The organism is Microcoleus sp. Pol8_D6, assembly GCF_036700965.1.
Lineage (GTDB): Bacteria > Cyanobacteriota > Cyanobacteriia > Cyanobacteriales > Microcoleaceae > Microcoleus.
In genome coordinates this window covers 1-21,806 of sequence record NZ_JAUBPW010000051.1, presented here as the reverse complement: position 1 = coordinate 21,806, position 21,806 = coordinate 1, and the positions used below count along the sequence as shown (strand labels likewise).

The window sequence follows — 21,806 nt, the reverse complement described above, 5'->3', positions numbered from 1 at the left end:
AAATAAACCCGCCCCCACCCCACCCAACGATAAAACCAGTTACTGACATTGATACCGCTATGTGAGGCGCATCCGAAGGCACTTATAGAGAATTTTTTTGATTCTACACAAGTGCCTTCTACATAACTCTCTTGGGGCGATCGACGCCAGTCATCTAGAAATATTCCCTGAGAAGGATTTCAAATACCAGCTTTTTCAGCTAAATATTATATGTTAGCTCAATTTGAAAGAAAGCAACGGTTGCTTTTATCAAAATTGAGTTAAAGATTGTGCAGAATATGAGTGAGCTTCAGCCTGTTAACAATCTTAGCGATCAAAACTTCTAAAAACGGAGAAATTTTGTATGTCTTTTATCAGCTTTAACTTCCCTGCCAAGCGTTTAGTCCGCACTTTAATAGCTGTTTGTTTTTGTGCCTTGATGTTTGTTTCTAATGCTTTTCCCGCTTTTGCCGTTACTAGCAGCCCCACCAAAGGTGAAGACCAACTTTTAGGGATTGAAAAAGAATCTCAAGAAGCTGTACTGAAAAAACCAATGTCCTTGGAAGAAACTCAAGAAAAAGCCAGCAAAGGACCCAACGAAGTTCAGGGAGACGCTGACATTGAAAAAATGAAAAATCCTTCCAATACACAAGCTACATCCTTTGAGCAACAAGTCAAAAAAGCTGTCAGCAAAATTAAAGACTAACTCAGCGCGCAGTAGTCAGCGGACAGTTGTCAGTATAAAAGATTAGGGACACGGCATCGCGCCGTGTCCCTAGATTTTTTTTGTAGAGACACCGCACCGCGCCACATTCTTGAAAAGGCAGTATCCAATCTAAATTTAGCTTGAGTTTTCATAATTGCTCTTAGGAATTAGAATTAAATAACTTCCACAAGTTTGTGGGATGGGCGTCCCACAATAACAATTAAAATTGTAAGTTATTTAATTCGCGATCCTTAGATGGAATAAAAAAGTGGAAAGGACTTGGCATCTTTCGGCTTTACGAACACTCTTTGCTGGGGCTGCAAGTTCAAGCTATCGAATCTTTCTCTAGTCAAATTAGCGTTTACTACTTGACCGTCATCTAAGGTCAATTCTACCTGAATTTCCCATCCCAAATGAATCAAGCGACTGATTCTTGCAGGCACTGTTGCACTATTTTCTGTAGTTTCAATTACTACGTCGTGAGGGCGCAAAAAAATCTCCGGGTTGGCTGAGTCAAAGCCGTTGTCTTGAAACATCCTCGAACTGCTGGGCAATACATTGACGGGGCCGATAAAACTCATGACGAAAGCACTCGCTGGATGGTCGTAAATTTCTGCGGGTGTTCCTACTTGTTCGATTTTACCTTTATTCATTACTGTGATGTGATCGGCAACTTCCATCGCTTCTTCTTGATCGTGCGTCACAAAGACTGTGGTAACGTGAACTTCGTCGTGCAGTCGCCGCAACCAAGCACGCAAGTCTTTGCGAACTTTGGCATCAAGAGCTCCAAAAGGTTCGTCTAGCAGTAACACTTTCGGTTCCACAGCCAGGGCTCTGGCGAGGGCCACCCGCTGTCGCTGGCCTCCTGAAAGTTGCGACGGGTATCTATCGCCCAATCCTGCCAATTGCACTAAATTCAACAATTCTTCTACCCGCGATTTGACTTTCGCGGGCGGTGTTTTCTGAATTTGCAGCCCGAAAGCGATGTTTTTTCGCACTGTCATGTGCTTGAATAGCGCGTAGTGCTGAAATACGAACCCAATTTTGCGGTCTTGGACGCTAGTATTGGTCGCATCTTGGCCTGTTAGCCAGATTTTGCCGGAGTCGGGCATTTCTAAACCGGCAATCAGCCGCAGCAGTGTAGACTTGCCGGAACCAGACGGGCCCAGCAATGCGACTAGGGAACCCGATTCAATTTCTAAGCTGACTCGATCGAGTGCTTGGAAACTGCCAAACTGTTTTGATACGTTTTCTACGACTATGCCCATAGGTAGGAAGAAGGAAGAGGGAAGAGGGAAGAGGGAAGAGGCAGGATACAGGAAGCAAGAGGCAAGAGGCAAGAGGGAAAAATGTTAATCTCCGGTTTGTGGATGGGTTAAGGTAAGTTTTTTTATAGCACGATCGCACATCAGTTTGTTAATTGTAGGGTTTTGGCGATCGGTCAGTCGATTTTAGATTTTAGATTTTAGATTTTAGATTTACTTGCAGCTTGGAATCTGGAAGATGGAACTTTGGTCTAAAACTTTGGGAGTTCCAGGGCTTTGTATGGGTTTTGGGCGGTATCAAACAGCCGAAAATCAAAAAAAATGCACCTCCAAAACAAAACAACACAATTCTTTGCCACCAAAGTTGACGTTTGGTACTACAATGCAGCAAAAGTTCAAGCGTTTTTGACTTCAACGGCTGAGGGGATAAAGGAAAATGGGAGATGTTGGACGTGTGCCTGTAGGAATTATCGGCGCTTCAGGTTACGGCGGCGTGCAACTTGTGCGACTGCTGGCGGACCACCCGGCGGCTGAAGTAGTTTATTTGGGCGGGGATAGCAGTGCAGGAAAACCTTATTCCAGCCTTTACCCGCATCTGACTAACTGCATTGATTTGACAGTCGAGGCGATCGACCTAGACAAAATAGCGGCAAAATGCGAAGTTGTGTTTCTGTCGCTGCCGAACGGTTTAGCTTGCAAAATGGCACCGACGCTGATAGAAAAAGGCTGCAAAGTCTTGGATTTGTCGGCTGATTACAGATTTGAAAATCTGGACACTTACAAAGCTTGGTACGGTGGCGAGCGATCGGACTCTGAACTGGCTGCAACGGCTGTTTACGGTTTGCCAGAATTGTACCGCGATCGCATTAAAAACGCTCAGTTAGTAGGCTGTGCCGGCTGCTACGTCACTGCTAGTTTATTAGCCCTGGCACCTTTGCTCAAACAAGGCCTCATTGTCCCAGAAACAGCTATCATCGACGCCAAATCCGGTGCTTCGGGAGGGGGCCGCAAAGCCGAAGTTAATCTCTTGTTGGCTGAAGCAGAGGGTTCTCTGGGCGCTTACGGCGTTGGCCGCCACCGCCACACGCCAGAAATCGAGCAAATTTGCAGCGATTTAGCGGGACACGATATTAAAGTTCAGTTTACTCCCCACCTCATTCCGATGGTGCGGGGAATTCTGGCGACTGTGTACGCAACTTTGCGCGATCCGGGTTTGGTGCGGGAAGATTTAATCACAATTTTCAGCGCTTTTTACCGCAATTCTCCTTGGGTAAAAGTGTTACCGGCTGGAGTTTATCCGCAAACAAAATGGGCTTGTGGCACAAATCTTTGTTACATCGGCGTGGAAGTCGATCCGCGTACTGACAGGGTGATTGTGCTATCGGCGATCGACAATTTAATTAAGGGACAAGCCGGCCAAGGCATCCAGTGCATGAACTTAATGATGGGTTGGGAAGAAACTTTGGGTTTACCACAGTTGGCTTTCTATCCTTAATTGGTAATTGGTAATTGGGCATTGGGCATTGGGCATTGGCCATTGGTGATAAAAATTAAAAACTAACCGATTATCGATTACCAATTACCCATTCCCAATTACCGATTACCAATTACCCATGCCCAATTACCGATTACCAAGTGTTATTTAGGCCCGTAACCGATCGACCCAGCATAAATTGCCCGATCGCCCAATTGATCCTCAATCCGCAATAAACGGTTGTATTTGGCAACTCGTTCGCTGCGACACAAAGAACCAGTCTTGATTTGACCGGCGCGAGTCGCTACCGCTAAATCGGCAATTGTGGTATCTTCAGTTTCACCGGAACGGTGGCTGATGACGGCTCGATAGCTGTTCCGTTTGCCGAGGTCGATCGTATCCAAAGTCTCTGTCAAAGAACCAATTTGATTTAGCTTAATCAAAATCGAATTGCTAGCTTTCAAATCAATTCCTTTTTGCAGCCGCGTGCGATTAGTAACAAACAAATCGTCACCAACCAATTGAACTTTGCTGCCCATTTTCTCAGTCAGCGCTACCCAACTGTCCCAATCGTCTTCGTGCAAACCATCTTCAATAGAAACAATCGGATATTTTCCGGCCAAACCATCCAAATAATCTATTAATTCTGCCGGCGAATGAGCCACACCGTCGTAAGTGTACTGCCCATCTTTGTAAAATTCGCTGGCAGCAACATCCAAAGCCAAAGCAACTTGTTCACCCGGTTTGTAGCCAGCTTTTTCAATAGCTGCAATCAATAAATCCAAAGCTGCTTGATTAGATTTAAGATTAGGCGCAAAACCGCCTTCATCACCCACACCAGTCAGCAAACCCTCAGCTTTTAAGACTTTACTCAAGGATTCAAATACCTCTGCACCCCAGCGTAAAGCTTCTTTAAAAGAAGGCGCACCCACAGGGACAATCATAAATTCTTGAATGTCCACATTATTGTTAGCGTGAGATCCCCCGTTGATCACGTTCATCAGTGGTACGGGCAAAACGTTCGCCAAGGGCCCGCCCAAGTAGCGGTAAAGGGGGAGTCCTAAAGTCTCGGCGGCAGCCTTTGCTGTGGCTAAGGAGACTCCGAGAATGGCATTTGCGCCGAGGTGGGATTTGTTGGGGGAACCGTCTAAGTCAATCATGGTTTTGTCTACCAGCGCTTGGTCGATCGCATCTATATTGGCCAAAGCGGGGGCAATTTTGTGTTCGACGTTAGCAACGGCTTTTAGGACTCCTTTGCCGCCGTAACGGGTTTTGTCATCATCGCGGAGTTCGTGGGCTTCAAAAGAGCCTGTAGACGCACCGCTGGGGACTTGGGCGATCCCTACAACACCGTTGGCTAGGTAAACTTCAGCTTCAATGGTGGGGCGCCCACGGGAGTCGAGGATCTCTCTGGCTTGAATAGATTCGATCGCAGTGTCTAGCATATTAATTATTCCTGACTTAACTCAAGGTTTCATGACAATTAGCAGTCTCTGGGTTTTCCCACGCTGACTGCTGACGGGTAATAGATTACGCGATCCCCAGAATTATTGGTACACAGTTCAAAATATTTGCGGATTTGGACGAGCAACCTGGTGTCAATAAACTACGCTTATTGAATAAGGATCTACGGCAATTTGGACAATAATTTGATTGTTTTAACCCCAGATTCCCGCAGATTTCTTAATTGGAATCTTTGTTAAAATCAGAATGTCAACAAAGTCAATCAAAAAAAGAGAAACTTAGGATGTTAGAAACAAATCTCGGAGAAATTAGAGCATTAGCTGAAAATTCAGACCCAATTATTGCTGATCCCCCAAACATCAAATTACTCACAGGGCCATTGCCAAATCCTGGCAGCGACCCCAACTTTTTCGACTTAACTCCTAATGACGACGCATTTCAATTAGCAAACGGAATTCTGCGGAATACTCCCGGAGGTTTACGGGCTTTAGATGGTAACGATTTTGTCAGAGGTTCCGGTGGTGCGGAACTGATGAACGGTAACAGCGGCACAGATACTTTAATCGGAGGTTGCGGCAGCGATACTATTCGTGGTGGCCAAGATTTTGACATTCTTTATGGAGAATGTGGCAGCGATTTTGTCAGCGGAGATCAAGGTAATGACTACGTTTATGGAGGCACGGCAGATGACTTTATTCGCGGCGGTAAAGAGAATGATGCTGTAGTAGGAGAGAGTGGAAACGATACTCTAATCGGTGATGCTGGAATTGATAGACTGTGGGGAAGTGAAGGCGCAGATTTGTTTATTCTCCGCACAGAAGTGGGAGCAACTTCGGGGGAAATTGGTTCGCTTCAACCGCCTCCGAGTGGCAATTTTGATGTAGATGAAGTGTCTGCCGATTTTATTCTCGATTACAATCCGGCTGAAGGTGATGTAATTGGATTAGCGGGTGGATTGACGCGAAATGATATTGTTGTGAGCGAAAGGTTTTTAACAATTGGTGATGCCAGAGATTATGAAAGCAGCGGGCCTTTTCCTCCGGGAATTCCTCGAACGGCTGATTTTAGAATTTTAAATACTAAGGCGACGGTGATTCGGGAAGCTAGCAGTGGCAATATCTTGGGTTTGGTGAAGGATGTTTCGCCGGATCAAATTCAGTTTATCTCTGTATCGGAGGCGACGCTCTAGGTTAATTCAAATCGGTACATATTGCTGCTAAGGAATGAGAATTAAATAACTTCCAGAAGTTTGTGGGATGGGCGTCCCGCCCGTCCAAAAAAGACGGGCGGGACGCCCATCCCACAATAAAAATTAAAATTGTAAGTTATTTAATTCGCGATCCTAAGAAGCAGAACACGGACGGGCGGGACGCCGATTCCACAACACCAAGGCTATCAATCCTCGTTCCTAGGCTCTGCCTGGGAACGAATATAAGCGAGGCTCTGCCTCCGGATTCCTGACATGAATTTAACAATATTTAAGATTGCCAGAAATCCGCCACATCATATCCCATTTCGGTGAGCATTTGCCGCAGCAGAGGTAAGCTCAAACCAATCACATTTGTGTGGCATCCTTCGATTTGTTCTACAAACAAACCGCCTTTACCTTCGAGTGCAAAACAGCCTGCACAGGCGAGTGGCTCTCCGGTAGCGACGTAAGCCGCTATTTGGCGCGAGGTAACTTCCGCAAAATGAACTTTTGTAACTTGATAGCGAATGATCGATCGCGACCTAGCCTCACCAAAGTCATCGAATCTAGTATCAATTAAAGCATGACCCGTATAGAGTTCGCCCACCTTACCGCGCATTTTCTGCCAGCGCGAGATTGCTTCTTCCCCATCCTTGGGTTTGCCGTGAATTTCGCCATCTATGACCAAAATTGAATCACATCCCAACACCAAACACGCTTTGGGATTGGAGATTTGGGGGTGAGAATTAGCCAGTAAAAACTTAGCTACAGCCTCAGCTTTTCCCTCTGCTAAAACCTGCACTAAATTAGTGGCATCTTTCATTTGTATTTGCCCTTCATCAAAGTCGCTGGGGCAAATCACAGCTTGAATTCCGGCATTTTCTAGCAGGCGGCGGCGCGCTGGAGAAGCTGAAGCTAATACAAAAGTTGGAATTTTCATCATTTAAGAAGTTCAGTTGACAGTTGACAGTTGACAGTTGACAGTTGTCAGTTAACTGTGGTGGGGTTTCCAGCGAACAGTCAACAGTCAACAGTCAACAGTCAACAATGCCCAATGCCCAATGCCCAATACCCAATTCCCTAATAAACAGAGAAAGATTTAACGACTTTCTCAAAAGCTTCTTTTACCTTGGGCCAGCGTTCTTCGGTAGTGGAAACGTTAAGCGTAAAAAGTTTGCCACGGCTGACGGCTACACTCGCTAAGTTGTGGCGTTCTTGGTTTGGCAACTTAACGGCATATTCTAAAATGTAATAGTTTTTCGATCGCGATTCACGAGCTTCTGCATTGACTAATTCAGCTTCGCGGCCGGAATCAATCGGGGCGATCGCACTTTTGCTGAGCTTGTATCCCACATCCGTCGGTGTTCCCAAATCCGCCAGAGTTTTGTCCTTGGCGACTGGACTGATTACCACGCTGACGTTCTCGGTTTGCTGAATCAAATCGCGGAACACCACATCGGGCCCGTTAGAAACCGCGATCGGCAGCCAGCCGTTAGGATAGAGAAATTGATAGCCGTCGCCAGTATCAACGTAGCTTTTGAGTCCGGTGACTTTAGACACACAACCGGTCAAGGTGAGGCTTAGAACCACCAGAAGTATTGCCGCAATTCGTTTGAGCATTCTTTTTACGGGTAGGGTAAAACAAAAATATTTAATTTTAATTGTCTCACCAAACCTTGCCCCTCAAAATAGTTAAGCTATGGATCGCTGTTTGTGTACCGCCCGCGATCCATAGCCATATAGTTTAATTGTTAACAAAGTCATTAAAGCTGAGTCAGCCAGCTAATCAGCCCGTGCTTGGTCGAAACTTCTAAAGCCAAGAGAGAAACAAAGCCAATCATGGCAAGGCGGCCGTTTAAGCGTTCTGCGTAGGGGGTAAAGCCGGTGCGGGGTTCGTCATCGATGTATACTGTCGGCTCGATCGCAAAATTGTTCATTTTGCCTTGGTCGTCCAGCATTAAGCCTCTGTTACTCATCTTTTTTTTCCTAAATGGTTTTTAGTGTACTGTAAATAAATGTAACAGACTTGTGAAGATATGTAAAGGATTGTGAGAAATTTTTTTAAAGACCTCGCTCTGACACCAGTAAATAAAAAAAACGCAACTGTAGGCAAGCTCTAAACCTTTATATAGTCAGTCTTTCCCCAATCTAAAATCTAAAATCTAAAATCTAAAATGGTATGACTGTGGGTAGACTCTGGGCCCCGGAGGGGGGAGGATAGAGTGGAGAGGCACAAAAGTCGATGGTGTATGGCAAATCCAGTCTGGGTTTGACGAAAATTGTGGAACGGAGGAAAAATTTATGCGGGCCAGTCTGGAAATGCGGTGGTTTTATAGCGGTGCACTGCCAAAATCAATCAATCAATGGTTTGGAAGCGAGAGTCTCGGCGGGTATCTTTCGCCTCCTGAAGAGCGGGAAGACATATATTTGCTAGTACCAAGCTGCGACTACTTGGGAGTGAAGCTGCGGGGGAAAACCTTGGAGGTAAAGTGGCGTCAGGGAGAGTTGGGGACGATGCAGTTCGGCAACCGCTGGGAAGGCAAAGCCGAAAAGTGGCTGAAGTGGGTTTGTGCGGACACGATGGCGCCGATACCGGCGGATATTTTGGCGACAGGAAAGTGGGTGGCAGTCAAGAAAAAGCGAGCGCAGCGTCTTTATCAAGTATCGACCCCTGGTTCCCTGATGTCTGTGCCTGTGGAAGCCCCAATTCCCCAAGGTTGCACCGTGGAACTTACTCAGTTGAACATTAATGGCAGCGCGTGGTGGAGTTTGGGATTTGAAGCGTTTGGTAGCGAAAGTTGTTTGACAGAAAGCCTGCAAACAGTAGCTACTTGGACTAGCAAGAGTTATCAGGCGCAAAAGTTAAAAGCTGAGGATTCTTCTGCTTATCCGATTTGGCTGGGCAGCAAGTAATATCAAATCCGGCTTGAATAATACCTCCTGTATTTTTTAGTCCTCCTCTGCTGGAACGAGAGACGAGTTGAGACCGGGTTTCAACCGCCGAGTCTGGCCGTCCTGGACGCCACGGGCATATATAGTTAATGTGCTCTACTGCCGGAAATCTTCAATAATCTTTCAATAACGGAGTCTGAGGCACTTGAGATGTTGCACAATTTTCAATTAGGTTTTTTACGGGCGGGCAGGATGCCCACCCCACAAGAAAACTCACTCTTTGTGGAACAGGCATCTTGCCTGTTCTTGAGAATGGTGCAAGAGGCACCCTAAAAATCGATCGTCCTGTGACAGTTGGCCTTAGTCTTATCTGATAGAGGGGGTTTCTAACTATTCCCCCTCTATCAGATTTTCCCCATCTCCTCTTCTTCCCACTCTGCCAGCACTTCTGAGAATTTGACAAGCCAAAATCGCCGCCCCAAATCCATTATCAATATTCACCACACCCACACCAGCCGCACAAGAATTGAGCATAGTTAAAAGAGGAGCAATCCCGCCAAAACTCGCGCCGTAACCTACACTCGTCGGCACAGCAATCACCGGACAATCTGCCAAACCCGCAACCACACTCGCCAAAGCACCTTCCATACCCGCAACCGCAATCAACACATCAGCATCAGCAATCACGTGCCGGTTACTCAACAAGCGGTGAATGCCGGCAACTCCGACATCCCACAAACGTCGCACCTGAAAACCGCAAAGTTCCCCAGTAACTGCCGCCTCTTCCGCTACAGGCAAATCCGCCGTTCCCGCACTGATAATAGTCACAGTACCCGGATGCTGCGGAGTTGGGGAATTAGCAGAAATTGCACAAATTCGAGCCTTTTGGTAGTAGCACAAATCGGGTATTTTTTGTTGCAATTGCTCGAAAACTTCCGGTTCGATTCGCGTCGCCATCACCGCAGAATTTCGCCCGCGCATCGCCTCGATAATTTCAACAATTTGGTCTGGCGTTTTCCCCGGGCCCCAGATTACTTCAGGAAAACCGGTTCTTAGAGTGCGGTGATGGTCAATTTTGGCAAAATCGCCGACTTGTTCAAAGTCAAAATGCTTTAATTTATCCAAAGCTGCGATCGGGCTAATATCGCCGGCAGCGACAGATTCGAGTAACTTCTGTAAAATTTTAGGTTCCATTAATTAATGACTAATGACTGCTGACTATTCTGCTATTTTCAACTCGTACAAATTCCAGAAAGCGCCACCGAGAGCACTGTAGCGAATTCCCGAAACGCGATCGCGCACCGCCTCAAAAGTCAGCGGATTCACCATATAAATGAAAGGCAGTTGTTCCGCTATGATCCGCTGCGTTTCTGCATAAAGCTCCTTGCGCTTCGCCTCATCAAGCTCCTGGGAAGCTTTCACATAAAGGTCATCGATTTTCTGCTCCCAGTCGTACACTTCCCAACCTTTAATCGGGGGTTCTCCGGATTGTGGGCCCTGGTTGAAACTGTGCAAAGTTCCATTGACTGACCAAATATTGTAGCCGCTGTGCGGTTCAGTACCTCCCGTAAAACCACCGAGGTAAGTATCCCAATTCCGCGTCAATCGCAGCTTTTCCACATAAGTGTTAAAACTCAGGAACTGCGTATCAATTTGCATCCCCAGTTTGCCCAAGTCTTGCTTAATTTGCGTTCCCATTTGTTCCCGAACTTTTTTACCGGCCGCCATCAACAAAGTAAATCGTACCTTGTTGCTTTCAGCATCCAACAATTCGCCGTTAGAATTGTACTTGAAGCCAGCACTTAACAGCAACTCTTTGGCTTTTTCCAGATTGTAACTGTAAGTTTTCAATCCCTGTTCTGGGGACAGATAGAACGGGCTTTGCGCCGGAATTGGGGAATGCAGCGGCGCGCCAAGTCCGCGATAGATATTGTTAGTCATCGCCTCGCGGTTGATGCCATAGGCGATCGCCTGCCTAAATTCCTTACTCGCAAACCACCGAGACTTAATTGGGTCTACAAACGGCTGATTTTGAGCATTGCGCCCCTTATTCAGATTGAAACACACAAAGACGCTGCCAGTATCCGGGCCGCCGTTGAAGACCGTATATTTGCCGCGTTTTTCCTCCCGTTTCAGCAGCGGAAACACTTCCGGCTCCACGTTCAGAGTATCCAAGTCGCCCGATCTAAAATTCAGCAGTTGATTGTCAGTATTTTCGATAATTTGCCAAACAATTTGCTGGATGTAAGGTTGAGGATTTCCCTCAGCATCTTTGCGCCAATAATATGGATTTCTTTCCAAAACAACGCGCTGATTGGGAGTATAGCTCAGCATTCGGTATTGACCATTCCCCACAATTTTTTTAGGGTCAGTATCCGTACCCCAAGTAGTCAAGAATTGAGGCTTGCCGTCTGCATCTGTATTTTCGACAGCTTCCTGTAAAATATGAGCTGGTAAAATTGGGATTCCCCCAGCATATCTAATAAAAGGAGCAAAGGGTTCTGCAACGGAAAATTCTACGCGGCGACTGTCGAGTTTTTTGACTTTTGGAAATTGGCCGCTGATGCCAACCCTCAGAATATCTTTCAAACCGCTAGGAATTTTGTCATTGAAATAAATCTTTTCATAGCTAAAGATAATGTCATCAGTAGTCATCGGTTCGCCGTCCGACCATTTCAACCCCTCTCGCAGGGTGAAGACAATCTTTTTGCCATCTTTAGAAACTTCCCACGACTCAGCTAAACCGGGTTCTAACTCAGAGGTCAAGCCGTTTTCGTTGATCAGTCCCTCGTACATATAGCCAAAAACGCTGTATGCAGATTGATTTAGCGGGTAGTTAAAGGTGGCCGGGCCGCTGGGGGTGGGAACGATGAGTCTGTTTACTAAGTTCGATCGGGCTGGAGTACAAGCTGAGAGAGCGATCGCTGCAATTGCTGCCAGTACAATCGCCAGCCAGCGCAGTCTTGAATGTAGCATCATAGAAATTTTCATAATTTTTTAGTTTACCACCTGCGTGCAACTATGACTGAGATTGTAACCAACCGAGAAAGTCTTCAGTGCGTGAAAAATACTTAGTTATCCCTACTTCCCGCAAAGCATCTTGAACTTCCGGTAGTTTGCCAAATTCTTTGACGTTGCCACTTAGAAATACTTTGGTTTCTGTGGGGCGCAAGCGGGCATGACTGAGGATACAGTGTAAAATCAAATTGTCTGTTGGGTCTTTTCCGATGATAGTTGCATTCAAGCTTTTTTGAATAATATTAGCTGTTAAATCAATCATCTCAGCATTTTAAGACAACTGCTCAATAGATTCGCGCAGACGGAATTCTATATCATTTCGTCGTCTTTCATAGTCTATTTTAGACTGACCTAATTTTAAACATAGAGACGGGGCGTGCTGCGAAGTCAAATCTCGGTTAGCCTCGCTGATTTGATTTTCAAGTTGCTGCTTGAAAGAGTTGTGTCGCTTCACTTCGTCCTCTAAAGCAGATAAAGATTCCATGTAGCAAATACTGGGTATTGTCAACTGTACAGATTCTGGCATTTGCCTCAGCAACGTACTTGCTTGAGGGTCACGCCCTGTGGCAATACTCATCAAAAAGTTTGTCTCTATATACAAAATTACCAAGTTGTAATCCTGATTTTGTTGTTCCACCAGCTAGCCTTTGTAACAAGCCAATTCTTGCTATTTGTTCTGATGCTGGCAACATCTCAGATTTCCCGTTATATCCTAAGTCTCGCAGCCACGATTCAATTAGACTCTCTAAGTAACGCTCAGATATCCATTTTTCACCAAATTCAGGCTCATAATCATGAAGTATCTTACCAGTGTTTAGAGAGCAAACAGGCTTAGATAAATTTTCTCCGTTCCATTTGAAAATTAGAATTTGTTCGGTGTCAACAAACATAGCATAGGGAATGACTGTGCGTTGTTCGGACATCTTCGCTAACGCAGCTTTCATCCACGATATCATGTAATCAGCAATCCTCTGCTTTGCTGCCTTTTCTTTAGCTTGAATAATTTTGACCTCGATTAGCGCGACTATGCGATCGTCCTTATCCAACGCGATAATATCCGCGTCTATGGGTAATTCTACTTCCAAGGTTTCAGTTTCCATGTTTTCAGCCTTTTTAGGGTAGAAGTTTAAGTAAATTCAACTTCTACTATCAAACCCAAGTTTTATTTTTTGCTTACCAAAACTACAGCGTAAGCCACGATTCCTTCTTCTCTTCCCACCGGCCCTAACTTTTCGTTGGTAGTAGCTTTGATGCCGATTTGGTCGGGATTTAATTGTAGGACAGTAGCAAGCCGATCGCGCATTTGCTCAATATGCGGTTTCAGCTTGGGACGTTCCGCCACCACCACCGAATCAATATTGCCGATTTCCCAGCCTTTATCTAATATTAAGTGATTCACTTGTGCCAGGAGTACGAGACTATCAGCACCTTTCCATTTCGGGTCAGTTGGCGGGAAATAAAGACCGATATCTCCTAAGCTGAGAGCTCCGAGCATAGCGTCCATGATAGCGTGGGTAAGTACGTCGGCGTCGCTGTGTCCTAATAAGCCTAATTCGTGGGGAATGTGGACGCCGCCAAGGATGAGGGGGCGTTCAGGAACTAAGCAGTGAATGTCGTAGCCGTTGCCGATGCGGATGTTCATGTAAAATTGAGGTTTGGGAAGTATAGTAGAGGACAATTATTCCATATTTTCAGGGAGATAAGTGAATTTATCTTTTAATACCGATCCGAGTGTTAAAGATTTTTTTTGGCTGCTTTCCTTAGCAGTTATGGCAATTCTAAAGCTGTTGGAGGGGGGAGAGAACAGTTAATGCTGGAAACGCTAGAAAATTCTCGCGGACTTCTCGATCGCTCTCCTGAACTCAAAGACTTACAAACGCGAATCCAAAATTTATTAGGCTCTTAAATATACGGGATTTACGCATCAAGACCAAAGAAACCGGGTTTTTTACCGAATCTGTGGACTACAACGAAGTATTACCGCAAAAAACCCGGTTTTTGACCACTCGTGCGATCGCCCTTTCTCCTATTCTTCCCTCTCCTGCAACCACCGATCGTACAAATCCAGCCGGCGCGATCGAGTTCTTTCAATTTGCTGTTCCCTGCGCCAGCGAGCAATTTCTGCGTGATTACCAGACAGCAAAACATCGGGCACCTTCAATCCCCGAAAATCTGCTGGTCGAGTGTACTGCGGATAATCCAAAAGTCCGTCCTCAAAACTCTCAAACTTTAGGGAATCTTCCTTGGCCACAGTTCCCCGCAGCAATCGCAAAACCCCATTAATCAAAGCCAAAGCCGGAATTTCGCCCCCCGTGAGCACAAAATCCCCCAAAGACACCTCGCGAGTCACCAAATTCAGGACTCGATCATCCACACCCTCATAATGACCGCAAATCAACACCAACTGATCGCGATCGGCCGCCAACTCCCGAAACATCGCCTGCTGCATCGGTTCCCCCTGGGGAGTCAGCAAAATCACCTCTCGCCGTGGCAAAACCGGCAGCGACTCCACCGCAGCAAAAATCGGTTCCGGTTTCATCAGCATCCCCACTCCGCCCCCGTAAGGCTCATCATCGACTCGCTGGTGTTTGTCTGTGGTAAAATCGCGGGGATTGACAAAATTCACCTCAGCAATCTTTTTAGCTAAGGCTTTGCCCATCAGTCCCGACTCTAGGGGAGCCCGGAAAAATTCTGGAAATAGGGTAACAACGTCAAATCGCACAATTATTGGAATTTCATTGATACATCACCTCTAGTTTGACCTTTAGAGGGAGTTCAGTTTTCAGTAATTGCTTTATTCTTTATAATTTCTTATAATTTCTGAAAATTTTTGCAAGTTAAATTCTCTTCCTTTGTCGGCGGGCCCGTTTTGTACAACAATAATCAGTTTTTCATGACAGCGACTGCAAGTAAACTCACCGCCAAACAACTGCGGGATCGCACGATCGGCGATCGCACCTCCCTCGCACCAACAAATATTTATTCTTAAAAAGCCCTATTCTACGCACAGCCACGGCAAAATTGAATTTCACATCCAACAGAGGAAGACACACCATGCAGCAGTTGACATCTCAAGCCCTTGAACACAATATTCCCCAGCGCACAAAAACCTCGATTATGGTCATCGGGGGAGCCGAAGACAAAGTTCACGGGCGAGAGATTCTGAACACCTTTTTTTGCCGTGCTGGGGGTGCAAACGCTCGGCTGGCGATCGTTCCCTGCGCTTCGCGAGATCCCGAAGGAATTAGCAACCGCTACCGTACAATATTTGACGAAATGGGCGTTGGCGCCGTCAAAGTAGTGGACATCCGCGAACGCGAACAAGGCGAAAACCCCGTCTGGAAAGATTACTTAGAAGACTGTACGGGCGTATTCATCACAGGCGGCGACCAACTGCGGCTTTGTGGACTGCTGGCGGACACCCCGCTGATGGAGAAAATTCGCAAAGAAACTCTCGAAGGCAAGATTACCCTCGCTGGCACCAGCGCAGGTGCTGCGGTGATGGGATATCACATGATTGCAGGCGGTGGGAGTGGCGCGTCACCGAACCGCTCTTTAGTAGACATGGCAAACGGACTTAACATTATTCCTGAGATCATCGTAGATCAGCATTTTCACAACCGCAACCGCATGGCTCGCTTGCTGTCGGCTGTGGCTTGCCATCCCGATCGCATCGCTATTGGTATTGACGAAGACACCTGCGCCTTGTTTGAGGGAGACGATACTATGAAAATTCTCGGTAAAGGCACTGTGACTATTGTTGATTCTAGGGAAAATTTTTATACCAATGAGTCTATGGTAGGAGCGACAGAACCCTTAAGTCTGTTCAATATGCGCTTGCACGTTCTATGTCACGGAGATTGCTACAATATGCCCCTCGGCAAACCAATGCCATCAGGAGCCTGTTCCGAGTCTGGCTGGCCCCCCGAATGCCGCACAGCCAACTAACGTAGAACATCTCTTGTCATTGATTCGGCAGAAATTAGGCGGCATTCCGGCCGAATCATGGATACAAAAATAGAATAGATTCCGAAGCAGCCACGGTCTGACCCCCGGCCGAACCACAGAAAATTCTAGCTTCGGGCTTTGAGTTTTGGCTAGCCATTAGCCTGTACTTGTTTTTAGCCGATCGCAGGGGCATGAATTTTCAATTGGGTAGCCCATAACTGGAAATTCACTCCCAAACTGTTCGCAGCGAACAGTCGATCGAGCAATCTAGATCGAAATTGAATAAATGCTCCAATTATCTATAAGATTTCGCGCCCCATACCCCTCTAACTGCCATGAAAATACTTAAAATCCAGACCTTACGCGGCCCCAACTACTGGAGCATCCGACGCCAGAAACTCGTCCTGATGCGTCTGGATTTAGAGGAGTGGGCAGATAAAACCACAGCGGAAATTCCTGGCTTCTACGAAGGGTTGATCGCCGCACTTCCGAGTTTGAACGACCATCACTGTTCTCCAGGCCATCAAGGAGGATTCCTGCAACGGGTCAGAGAAGGGACAATGATGGGACACGTCATCGAACACGTCGCCCTAGAACTTCAGGAAATGGCAGGAATGCCGGTCGGGTTCGGTCGCACCCGCGAGACTGCGACCCCAGGCATTTACCAAGTAGTAATCGAGTATCAACACGAACAAGCAGGTCGCTATGCAGCCCGGGCGGGGGTGCGGATGTGCCAAAGCATTGCCGAGACAGGCACTTATCCAGCAGCAGAATTAGTCCAAGATTTGAGAGACCTGAGAGAGTTTGCTGCGTCGGCAGCCCTAGGGCCGAGCACGGAAACACTAATTAAGGAAGCAGAAGCGCGCGGCATTCCTTGGATACCTTTGAGCGCCCGGTTTATGATTCAACTCGGCTATGGGGTTCACCAAAAGCGGATTCAGGCAACTCTGAGCAACCGCACGGGAGTTTTGGGAGTAGAACTTGCCTGTGACAAGGAAGGTACCAAAAATATCCTCGCCAGCGCCGGCGTACCGGTTCCCAGAGGAACGGTGATTCATTATTTGGACGAATTGCGCGGGGCGATCGAAGATGTCGGCGGTTATCCGATCGTCCTCAAACCCCTAGACGGCAACCACGGCCGTGGCATTACGATCGACATCAATTCCTGGGAAGCAGCAGAAGAAGCCTACGACTTAGCCAGCGCGGCATCAAAAACAAAAAGCGTGATAGTCGAGCGCTATTACGTCGGCCGCGACCACAGAGTATTGGTAGTCAACGGGCAAGTCATAGCAGTTGCAGAACGAGTCCCGGCTAACGTCGTGGGTAACGGCAAGTCTACAGTAGAACAGCTTATTGAAGAAGTAAACCGCGACCCGCAGCGAGGAGACGGACATGACAACGTGCTCACCCGGATCACTATCGACAAATTGTCCCTGGATTTGCTGCAAAAACAAGGATACGCGATGGACTCCGTAGTGCCCGCCGGCGAAAGAGTATTTTTGCGGGCGACAGCAAACTTGAGTACCGGTGGAATTGCAGTCGATCGCACCGACGAAATCCACCCAGAAAACGTCTGGCTGTTTTCCAGAGTCGCCAAAATTATCGGTTTGGACATCGCCGGCATTGACGTAGTAACTCCCGACATTTCCCAACCCCTGCGCGATGTCAACGGCGTCATCGTCGAAGTCAACGCAGCACCGGGTTTCAGAATGCACGTCGCCCCAAGTCAAGGTTTGCCCCGCAACGTCGCCGGCGCCGTCTTCGATATGCTTTTCCCCTCGCCTCAACCCAGCCGGGTGCCGATTTTAGCGGTAACCGGAACCAACGGCAAAACGACAACCACTCGCCTGCTTGCCCACATTATCAAGCAGACCGGTCAGATTACCGGTTACACGACTACCGACGGCACTTACATCGGTGATTATTTGGTCGAAAGCGGAGACAATACCGGGCCGCAGAGTGCTCAATTGATTTTGTCTGATCCGACGGTGGAAGTGGCCGTCTTGGAAACGGCTAGAGGCGGAATTTTGCGATCGGGTCTCGGCTTCGACCAGTGCGATGTTGGCGTCGTCTTGAACGTCGCAGCCGATCACTTGGGAATTGGCGACATCGACACCGTGGAACAACTTGCCAAACTCAAGAGCGTTCTCGTCGAGTCGGTAATGCCCAAAGGCTATGCAGTTTTAAATGCAGATGACCCGCTAGTATCACAAATGGCCCAGCGTGTCAAGGCTCAAATTGCCTATTTTTCCATGAACCCGGACAACGAACTGGTTGCCAAACATACCGCTGCGGGCGGGCTGGCAGCGATTTACGAAAATGGGTATTTGTCGATATTGAAAGGCGATTGGACGCTGAGAATTGAGCAGGCTGTGAACGTGCCGCTGACGATGGGCGGGCGCGCGCCGTTTATGATTGCCAATGCTTTAGCAGCTTGTTTGGCAGCTTTTGCCCAAGGAGTGAAAATAGAAGATATTCGATCGGCTTTGTCAACCTTCCAAGCATCCGTCGGTCAAACTCCCGGAAGGATGAATTTGTTTAATTTGGGCAGCTATCACGCTTTACTCGACTACGCCCACAACCCCCACAGCTACAAAGCTTTGGGCAGTTTCGTACTGAATTGGCCGGGATTGCGAATCGGGGTAGTAGGTGCCCCCGGAGACCGACGAGATGAAGATTTTGTCACGCTGGGTAAACTTTCGGCCGAGATGTTCGATCGTATTATTGTCAAGGAAGATATTGACAGGCGCGGGCGAGAACCCGGTGCTGTGGCCAAGTTAATTTGCCAGGGAATTGCCGAGGCGATTTCTGCAGGAACCGCAAACAAATCTAACGTTGAATACGAGTTGATTCTCGACGAAACAACGGCCGTTAACAAGGCTTTAGATGAGGCGGCGGTAGGCAGTTTGGTAGTGATTTTACCTGAAGGTGTCAACAAAGCTTTGAGTTTAATTGAAGCCCGGAAACCGATTAAGGAATCTGTGGAAGTTCAAAATGGTTTAGATCGATCGAAGTCACAGGAAAGTTTAAAACCGACTGTGGTGAATCAAGGCTAAACTCTTAAGTCTCATTTAATTAATAGGTTGGGTTGAACTTTTAGGACACCCAACCTATTTTTATATAAATTCTCAGTTAAATGAGGTACGCCCGCTAATTGGTAATATATCGGTGCGTACCTATAATAAATATTTAGACTTCAAGCTCTTTCTGAAGTTCTCTAATTGCATTTTGTGCATCTCTGTATGAATCGGTATTTCCCTGTTGCTGATACAACTCAGAGGCTTTCTGAAAATCATTTATTGCTCCCTGTATATCTCGCTGTTCGTTCCGGACAAGAACCCAATTTTAGTAAGCATCAGTATCGTTAGGATCGAGGCGAATAGCTTCGTTGTAATCGGCGATCGCACCCTCTCTATCTCCCTGGTCATAGCGGACAGCAACCCGACCGTTGTACGCTTCAGCATCGTTAGGATTGAGGCGAATAACTTCATTGAAATCGATTTCTCCTGACGGATTGCACTCATTTCTCTCACTTTTTTCCACTTGTTGTGCTGAGAACTGCGCGACAGCAAATTCAGCAGGTTGCACGCTCGCAATTGTTGCCGCGATTAGCGCTGGTGGCAGTCGGTAATAAAAACTCATTTTTTAACCTCTCATGAGCTTTGAGATTTGAGCTCTTAGATTTGAGATTTGACATTTGAGATGGCTCCCTCTGAATATTTTACTTTAATCGGACTCAAGCCAAGTATCATACTCAAATCAACTCGTAGGCTGCGTCAGGCGGAGTGAGAAAGCGATTATTATTAAGGGTTGAGGCATCTGGCGCACATTACTCTATTTTAGATGGCTCCCTCGGAATATTTTACTTTAGCTTTTAACTGCCGCCCACTGAGTTACGGGTGCAAGCGGCTTCCAACCCTGAAAAGAGCCGATCGCCCCTACTCGCTGAATCCCAATTCTAATGAGTTCCCCACCATAACGATCGTGCCATTGCAAAACTTTAAACTCGCTCTCAACTGTCACCGCATTAACAACTAATCGGCCGCCTTCACCTAAAGCATTCCAGCAAGTTTCCAGCAAACCTTCTGCAGTGACACCGCCGCCGATGAAAATAGCATTCGGTTGAGGCAAATTTGTCAGGGCTTCCGGCGCTTCTCCCCCGACAATTTGGAGTTCGGGAACGCCGAAAGTCGAGGCATTTTCAGCGATGTATTGCAATCGAGTCGGATCGCGTTCGATCGCGATCGCCCTGCACCGAGGATGACTCCGCATCCATTCGATCGCGATCGAGCCGCAGCCCGCCCCCACATCCCAAAGCAACTCACCCGGAATCGGTGCTAACGTTGACAGAGTAACGGCTCGAACCTCCCGCTTGGTAAGTTGTCCGTCGTGGCGATATGCAGCATCCGGCAAACCCGCAGTTCGGGGGAAAATCACACGATCGCGATCGGCTGCAACTGCGATCGCGATCGTGTTCAAATCCGCCAAATCCGATTCATTCCAGGCTGCTGCTACCCCCTCGATCCGCCGTTCCGAGTTCCCTCCCATCCGCTCGAACACGGTCATCAAACTGCTGCCAAACCCCCGCTGCGTCAACAATTGTGCCACCTTTCCCGGCGTGTGTCGGTCAGCGCTCAACACCAGCAAGCGCGCGCCGGGGGACAAAACAAGGGCTATCGATGCGATCGGGCGATTTGTCAAACTTAAAGTCTCAACTTGGGCCAGCGGCCAACCCAAACGGGCGCAAGCAAGACTAAAAGCCGATACCGACGGAATCACAGTCATTTCCGAAATGGGAATGTGGCGCGACAGCGTGACGCCGATGCCGTGACACATCGGATCGCCGCTGGCTAGCACGCAGACAGACTGTCCCCGGCGGCGGATGATTTGATCGACTGTTGTTTGTAGCGGCGAAGCCCAAAGCAATTGTTCGCGAGTGTCGTCGGTTGGTAGCATTGCGAGGTGACGGGCACCACCGACAACGACTTGAGATCGAGAGAGGAGAGTAGAGGCGATCGCACTCAATCCCGATAATCCGTCTTCGCCAATCCCCACCACCGAAAGCCATTTGTGCATTGCGCCCTTACTACTAATTACTACTTATCGATTCTAAAGAATAATATCGGATTTCCATTCATAAATCTTTCTTCTACTTGCCTCATCCCGAGTCTGTCTGCGACTTTTTGCGATTCAATGTTTGGGCGATCGCAACTTGCGACAAGATAGTTAAAACCCAGTTCATCAAAACCATAATCCAATATTTTGGTTGATGCTTCAGTAGCGTAACCTTTTTTAAGTGCTTTCGGCAGCAGTGCGTAAACTAACTGGGGCTGTGCTTCTTCAAAAAAATACCACAAACCAACAAATCCAATAGTTTCTCGATCGCTCTTAGTTTCGATAAACCACATACCGAATTGCTTTTGAGCAAACAGCTTTTTGTTTTCGGCAAGCATTTCTTCAACCGTTTGTAGCGACCAGATTTCGCCCTCGCACAGATATCTCCTCACATAGGGATCAGTGAAAATTCTGTGGAGCGTGTTGATGTCGCTATCCACAATCGGTTTCAAAATTAATCTCTCTGTTTCAAATATCATGGGGATTATTTATGTTGCACCTATCAATATTAGTCCAAGACGCACGGGTGGCCAGAAACCGCATTTTTTATCAAAAGATGGGTTGCAGCCCGTAGATTCGGTAAAAAAGCCACTTTCTTTGATAGCAGTGCGATCGCGAACTGTTTATTTTTGTAGTTGCGGTGTCTTCGCCGGCGGGCCCATGCGTCCATGACTGTCTGAAAAATATTTTTCCCCAAACAAAAAGCGCCCCTATTACTAGGAGCGCTTTTTGTCAATCGATAGCTAAAACTTAGCC

The 21,806-nt window shown here is 47.2% G+C and carries 25 protein-coding genes; 9 read left to right on the top strand and 16 right to left on the bottom strand.

Annotation, left to right across the window (positions count from 1 at the left end):
- Positions 1 to 343 precede the first annotated feature (343 nt).
- Positions 344 to 685, top strand: coding sequence for a low temperature-induced protein (locus QUA10_RS19760; protein ID WP_333084133.1), 342 nt, complete (start codon positions 344 to 346; stop codon positions 683 to 685).
- 251 nt (positions 686 to 936) lie between these two features.
- Here QUA10_RS19760 and QUA10_RS19755 read toward each other — a convergent pair whose 3' ends face one another.
- On the bottom strand, positions 937 to 1,953 hold the full coding sequence (locus tag QUA10_RS19755) for a sulfate/molybdate ABC transporter ATP-binding protein (protein ID WP_333084131.1): 1,017 nt from the start codon (positions 1,951 to 1,953) through the stop codon (positions 937 to 939).
- Positions 1,954 to 2,188: 235 nt separating this feature from the next.
- On the opposite strand from QUA10_RS19755, the gene QUA10_RS19750 reads away from it, so the two are divergent.
- The gene (locus QUA10_RS19750) at positions 2,189 to 2,359 is read left to right on the top strand and encodes a hypothetical protein (protein WP_333086348.1); all 171 of its coding nucleotides are present in this window, start codon (positions 2,189 to 2,191) and stop codon (positions 2,357 to 2,359) included.
- A gap of 27 nt (positions 2,360 to 2,386) precedes the next feature.
- Positions 2,387 to 3,445, top strand: coding sequence for an N-acetyl-gamma-glutamyl-phosphate reductase (gene argC, locus QUA10_RS19745; RefSeq protein WP_333084129.1), 1,059 nt, complete (start codon positions 2,387 to 2,389; stop codon positions 3,443 to 3,445).
- 143 nt (positions 3,446 to 3,588) lie between these two features.
- Here argC and eno read toward each other — a convergent pair whose 3' ends face one another.
- Positions 3,589 to 4,869, bottom strand: a complete 1,281-nt coding sequence (gene eno, locus QUA10_RS19740) for a phosphopyruvate hydratase (protein ID WP_445243592.1) — start codon at positions 4,867 to 4,869, stop codon at positions 3,589 to 3,591.
- Between the two features lie 302 nt (positions 4,870 to 5,171).
- On the opposite strand from eno, the gene QUA10_RS19735 reads away from it, so the two are divergent.
- Positions 5,172 to 6,077, top strand: a complete 906-nt coding sequence (locus QUA10_RS19735) for a calcium-binding protein (protein ID WP_333084127.1) — start codon at positions 5,172 to 5,174, stop codon at positions 6,075 to 6,077.
- 289 nt (positions 6,078 to 6,366) lie between these two features.
- On the opposite strand, the gene QUA10_RS19730 is transcribed toward QUA10_RS19735, so the two are convergent.
- The 3 genes from QUA10_RS19730 to QUA10_RS19720 form a co-directional block, all read right to left on the bottom strand.
- Entirely contained in the window at positions 6,367 to 7,017 is a 651-nt protein-coding gene (locus tag QUA10_RS19730) for a nucleoside triphosphate pyrophosphatase (protein ID WP_333084162.1), read from the bottom strand.
- A 140-nt stretch (positions 7,018 to 7,157) separates the two neighbouring features.
- A complete protein-coding gene (gene psbP, locus QUA10_RS19725) occupies positions 7,158 to 7,697 on the bottom strand; it encodes a photosystem II reaction center PsbP (RefSeq protein ID WP_333084125.1) in 540 nt (179 codons plus the stop codon).
- A gap of 143 nt (positions 7,698 to 7,840) precedes the next feature.
- Positions 7,841 to 8,053 carry a high light inducible protein gene (locus QUA10_RS19720; RefSeq protein WP_333084124.1) on the bottom strand — a complete coding sequence of 71 codons (213 nt, stop codon included), beginning with the start codon at positions 8,051 to 8,053 and terminating at the stop codon, positions 7,841 to 7,843.
- 325 nt (positions 8,054 to 8,378) lie between these two features.
- Between QUA10_RS19720 and QUA10_RS19715 the strand changes: the two genes are divergently transcribed.
- Complete coding sequence (locus QUA10_RS19715; RefSeq protein ID WP_333084122.1) at positions 8,379 to 8,990, top strand: hypothetical protein; 612 nt, start codon at positions 8,379 to 8,381, stop codon at positions 8,988 to 8,990.
- Positions 8,991 to 9,359: 369 nt separating this feature from the next.
- Here the strand turns inward: QUA10_RS19715 and larB are convergent, their stop codons facing one another.
- The 6 genes from larB to ispF all read right to left on the bottom strand — a co-directional run bounded on the left by larB (position 9,360) and on the right by ispF (position 13,629).
- Positions 9,360 to 10,163: a nickel pincer cofactor biosynthesis protein LarB gene (gene larB, locus QUA10_RS19710; RefSeq protein ID WP_333084120.1), complete on the bottom strand. Its 804-nt coding sequence runs from the start codon at positions 10,161 to 10,163 to the stop codon at positions 9,360 to 9,362.
- 24 nt (positions 10,164 to 10,187) lie between these two features.
- Positions 10,188 to 11,948: an ABC transporter substrate-binding protein gene (locus tag QUA10_RS19705; protein WP_333084119.1), complete on the bottom strand. Its 1,761-nt coding sequence runs from the start codon at positions 11,946 to 11,948 to the stop codon at positions 10,188 to 10,190.
- A 40-nt stretch (positions 11,949 to 11,988) separates the two neighbouring features.
- On the bottom strand, positions 11,989 to 12,249 hold the full coding sequence (locus QUA10_RS19700) for a hypothetical protein (protein WP_333084117.1): 261 nt from the start codon (positions 12,247 to 12,249) through the stop codon (positions 11,989 to 11,991).
- Between the two features lie 9 nt (positions 12,250 to 12,258).
- Complete coding sequence (locus QUA10_RS19695; protein WP_333084115.1) at positions 12,259 to 12,564, bottom strand: hypothetical protein; 306 nt, start codon at positions 12,562 to 12,564, stop codon at positions 12,259 to 12,261.
- Entirely contained in the window at positions 12,542 to 13,087 is a 546-nt protein-coding gene (locus QUA10_RS19690; protein ID WP_333084113.1) for a hypothetical protein, read from the bottom strand. Before QUA10_RS19690 ends, QUA10_RS19695 begins: the two co-directional genes overlap by 23 nt.
- A 62-nt stretch (positions 13,088 to 13,149) precedes the next feature.
- Positions 13,150 to 13,629: a 2-C-methyl-D-erythritol 2,4-cyclodiphosphate synthase gene (gene ispF, locus QUA10_RS19685; protein ID WP_333084161.1), complete on the bottom strand. Its 480-nt coding sequence runs from the start codon at positions 13,627 to 13,629 to the stop codon at positions 13,150 to 13,152.
- Positions 13,630 to 13,734: 105 nt separating this feature from the next.
- Here ispF and QUA10_RS19680 point away from each other — a divergent pair, with 105 nt between their 5' ends.
- Positions 13,735 to 13,893, top strand: coding sequence for a hypothetical protein (locus QUA10_RS19680; RefSeq protein ID WP_333084111.1), 159 nt, complete (start codon positions 13,735 to 13,737; stop codon positions 13,891 to 13,893).
- Positions 13,894 to 14,013: 120 nt separating this feature from the next.
- Here QUA10_RS19680 and trmD read toward each other — a convergent pair whose 3' ends face one another.
- Entirely contained in the window at positions 14,014 to 14,709 is a 696-nt protein-coding gene (gene trmD / locus QUA10_RS19675) for a tRNA (guanosine(37)-N1)-methyltransferase TrmD (protein ID WP_333084109.1), read from the bottom strand.
- A 108-nt stretch (positions 14,710 to 14,817) separates the two neighbouring features.
- Between trmD and QUA10_RS19670 the strand changes: the two genes are divergently transcribed.
- From QUA10_RS19670 to cphA, 3 genes are all read left to right on the top strand, one after another.
- Complete coding sequence (locus QUA10_RS19670; protein ID WP_333084108.1) at positions 14,818 to 14,976, top strand: hypothetical protein; 159 nt, start codon at positions 14,818 to 14,820, stop codon at positions 14,974 to 14,976.
- A gap of 65 nt (positions 14,977 to 15,041) precedes the next feature.
- Positions 15,042 to 15,935, top strand: coding sequence for a cyanophycinase (locus QUA10_RS19665; RefSeq protein ID WP_333084106.1), 894 nt, complete (start codon positions 15,042 to 15,044; stop codon positions 15,933 to 15,935).
- A gap of 335 nt (positions 15,936 to 16,270) precedes the next feature.
- The gene (cphA, locus tag QUA10_RS19660) at positions 16,271 to 18,991 is read left to right on the top strand and encodes a cyanophycin synthetase (protein WP_333084104.1); all 2,721 of its coding nucleotides are present in this window, start codon (positions 16,271 to 16,273) and stop codon (positions 18,989 to 18,991) included.
- 289 nt (positions 18,992 to 19,280) lie between these two features.
- Here the strand turns inward: cphA and QUA10_RS19655 are convergent, their stop codons facing one another.
- The 4 genes from QUA10_RS19655 to QUA10_RS19640 all read right to left on the bottom strand — a co-directional run.
- Positions 19,281 to 19,577, bottom strand: a complete 297-nt coding sequence (locus tag QUA10_RS19655) for a tetratricopeptide repeat protein (protein ID WP_333084102.1) — start codon at positions 19,575 to 19,577, stop codon at positions 19,281 to 19,283.
- 225 nt (positions 19,578 to 19,802) lie between these two features.
- Positions 19,803 to 21,011 (bottom strand): precorrin-6y C5,15-methyltransferase (decarboxylating) subunit CbiE, encoded by a 1,209-nt coding sequence (gene cbiE / locus QUA10_RS19650; protein WP_333084101.1) that lies wholly within the window; start codon positions 21,009 to 21,011, stop codon positions 19,803 to 19,805.
- 20 nt (positions 21,012 to 21,031) lie between these two features.
- Positions 21,032 to 21,529, bottom strand: coding sequence for a GNAT family N-acetyltransferase (locus QUA10_RS19645; protein ID WP_333084100.1), 498 nt, complete (start codon positions 21,527 to 21,529; stop codon positions 21,032 to 21,034).
- A gap of 29 nt (positions 21,530 to 21,558) precedes the next feature.
- Positions 21,559 to 21,806, bottom strand: a 248-nt coding sequence (locus QUA10_RS19640; protein WP_333084098.1) for a hypothetical protein, incomplete at its 5' end; no start/stop codon positions are given.

Coding starts and splice junctions, on each gene's coding strand:
- QUA10_RS19760 (WP_333084133.1), top strand. CDS start 344: ATGTCTTTTATCAGCTTTAACTTCCCTGCCAAGCGTTTAGTCCGCACT.
- QUA10_RS19755 (WP_333084131.1), bottom strand. CDS start 1,953: ATGGGCATAGTCGTAGAAAACGTATCAAAACAGTTTGGCAGTTTCCAA.
- QUA10_RS19750 (WP_333086348.1), top strand. CDS start 2,189: ATGGAACTTTGGTCTAAAACTTTGGGAGTTCCAGGGCTTTGTATGGGT.
- argC (WP_333084129.1), top strand. CDS start 2,387: ATGGGAGATGTTGGACGTGTGCCTGTAGGAATTATCGGCGCTTCAGGT.
- eno (WP_445243592.1), bottom strand. CDS start 4,869: ATGCTAGACACTGCGATCGAATCTATTCAAGCCAGAGAGATCCTCGAC.
- QUA10_RS19735 (WP_333084127.1), top strand. CDS start 5,172: ATGTTAGAAACAAATCTCGGAGAAATTAGAGCATTAGCTGAAAATTCA.
- QUA10_RS19730 (WP_333084162.1), bottom strand. CDS start 7,017: ATGAAAATTCCAACTTTTGTATTAGCTTCAGCTTCTCCAGCGCGCCGC.
- psbP (WP_333084125.1), bottom strand. CDS start 7,697: ATGCTCAAACGAATTGCGGCAATACTTCTGGTGGTTCTAAGCCTCACC.
- QUA10_RS19720 (WP_333084124.1), bottom strand. CDS start 8,053: ATGAGTAACAGAGGCTTAATGCTGGACGACCAAGGCAAAATGAACAAT.
- QUA10_RS19715 (WP_333084122.1), top strand. CDS start 8,379: ATGCGGGCCAGTCTGGAAATGCGGTGGTTTTATAGCGGTGCACTGCCA.
- larB (WP_333084120.1), bottom strand. CDS start 10,163: ATGGAACCTAAAATTTTACAGAAGTTACTCGAATCTGTCGCTGCCGGC.
- QUA10_RS19705 (WP_333084119.1), bottom strand. CDS start 11,948: ATGATGCTACATTCAAGACTGCGCTGGCTGGCGATTGTACTGGCAGCA.
- QUA10_RS19700 (WP_333084117.1), bottom strand. CDS start 12,249: ATGATTGATTTAACAGCTAATATTATTCAAAAAAGCTTGAATGCAACT.
- QUA10_RS19695 (WP_333084115.1), bottom strand. CDS start 12,564: ATGAGTATTGCCACAGGGCGTGACCCTCAAGCAAGTACGTTGCTGAGG.
- QUA10_RS19690 (WP_333084113.1), bottom strand. CDS start 13,087: ATGGAAACTGAAACCTTGGAAGTAGAATTACCCATAGACGCGGATATT.
- ispF (WP_333084161.1), bottom strand. CDS start 13,629: ATGAACATCCGCATCGGCAACGGCTACGACATTCACTGCTTAGTTCCT.
- QUA10_RS19665 (WP_333084106.1), top strand. CDS start 15,042: ATGCAGCAGTTGACATCTCAAGCCCTTGAACACAATATTCCCCAGCGC.
- cphA (WP_333084104.1), top strand. CDS start 16,271: ATGAAAATACTTAAAATCCAGACCTTACGCGGCCCCAACTACTGGAGC.
- QUA10_RS19655 (WP_333084102.1), bottom strand. CDS start 19,577: ATGAGTTTTTATTACCGACTGCCACCAGCGCTAATCGCGGCAACAATT.
- cbiE (WP_333084101.1), bottom strand. CDS start 21,011: ATGCACAAATGGCTTTCGGTGGTGGGGATTGGCGAAGACGGATTATCG.
- QUA10_RS19645 (WP_333084100.1), bottom strand. CDS start 21,529: ATGATATTTGAAACAGAGAGATTAATTTTGAAACCGATTGTGGATAGC.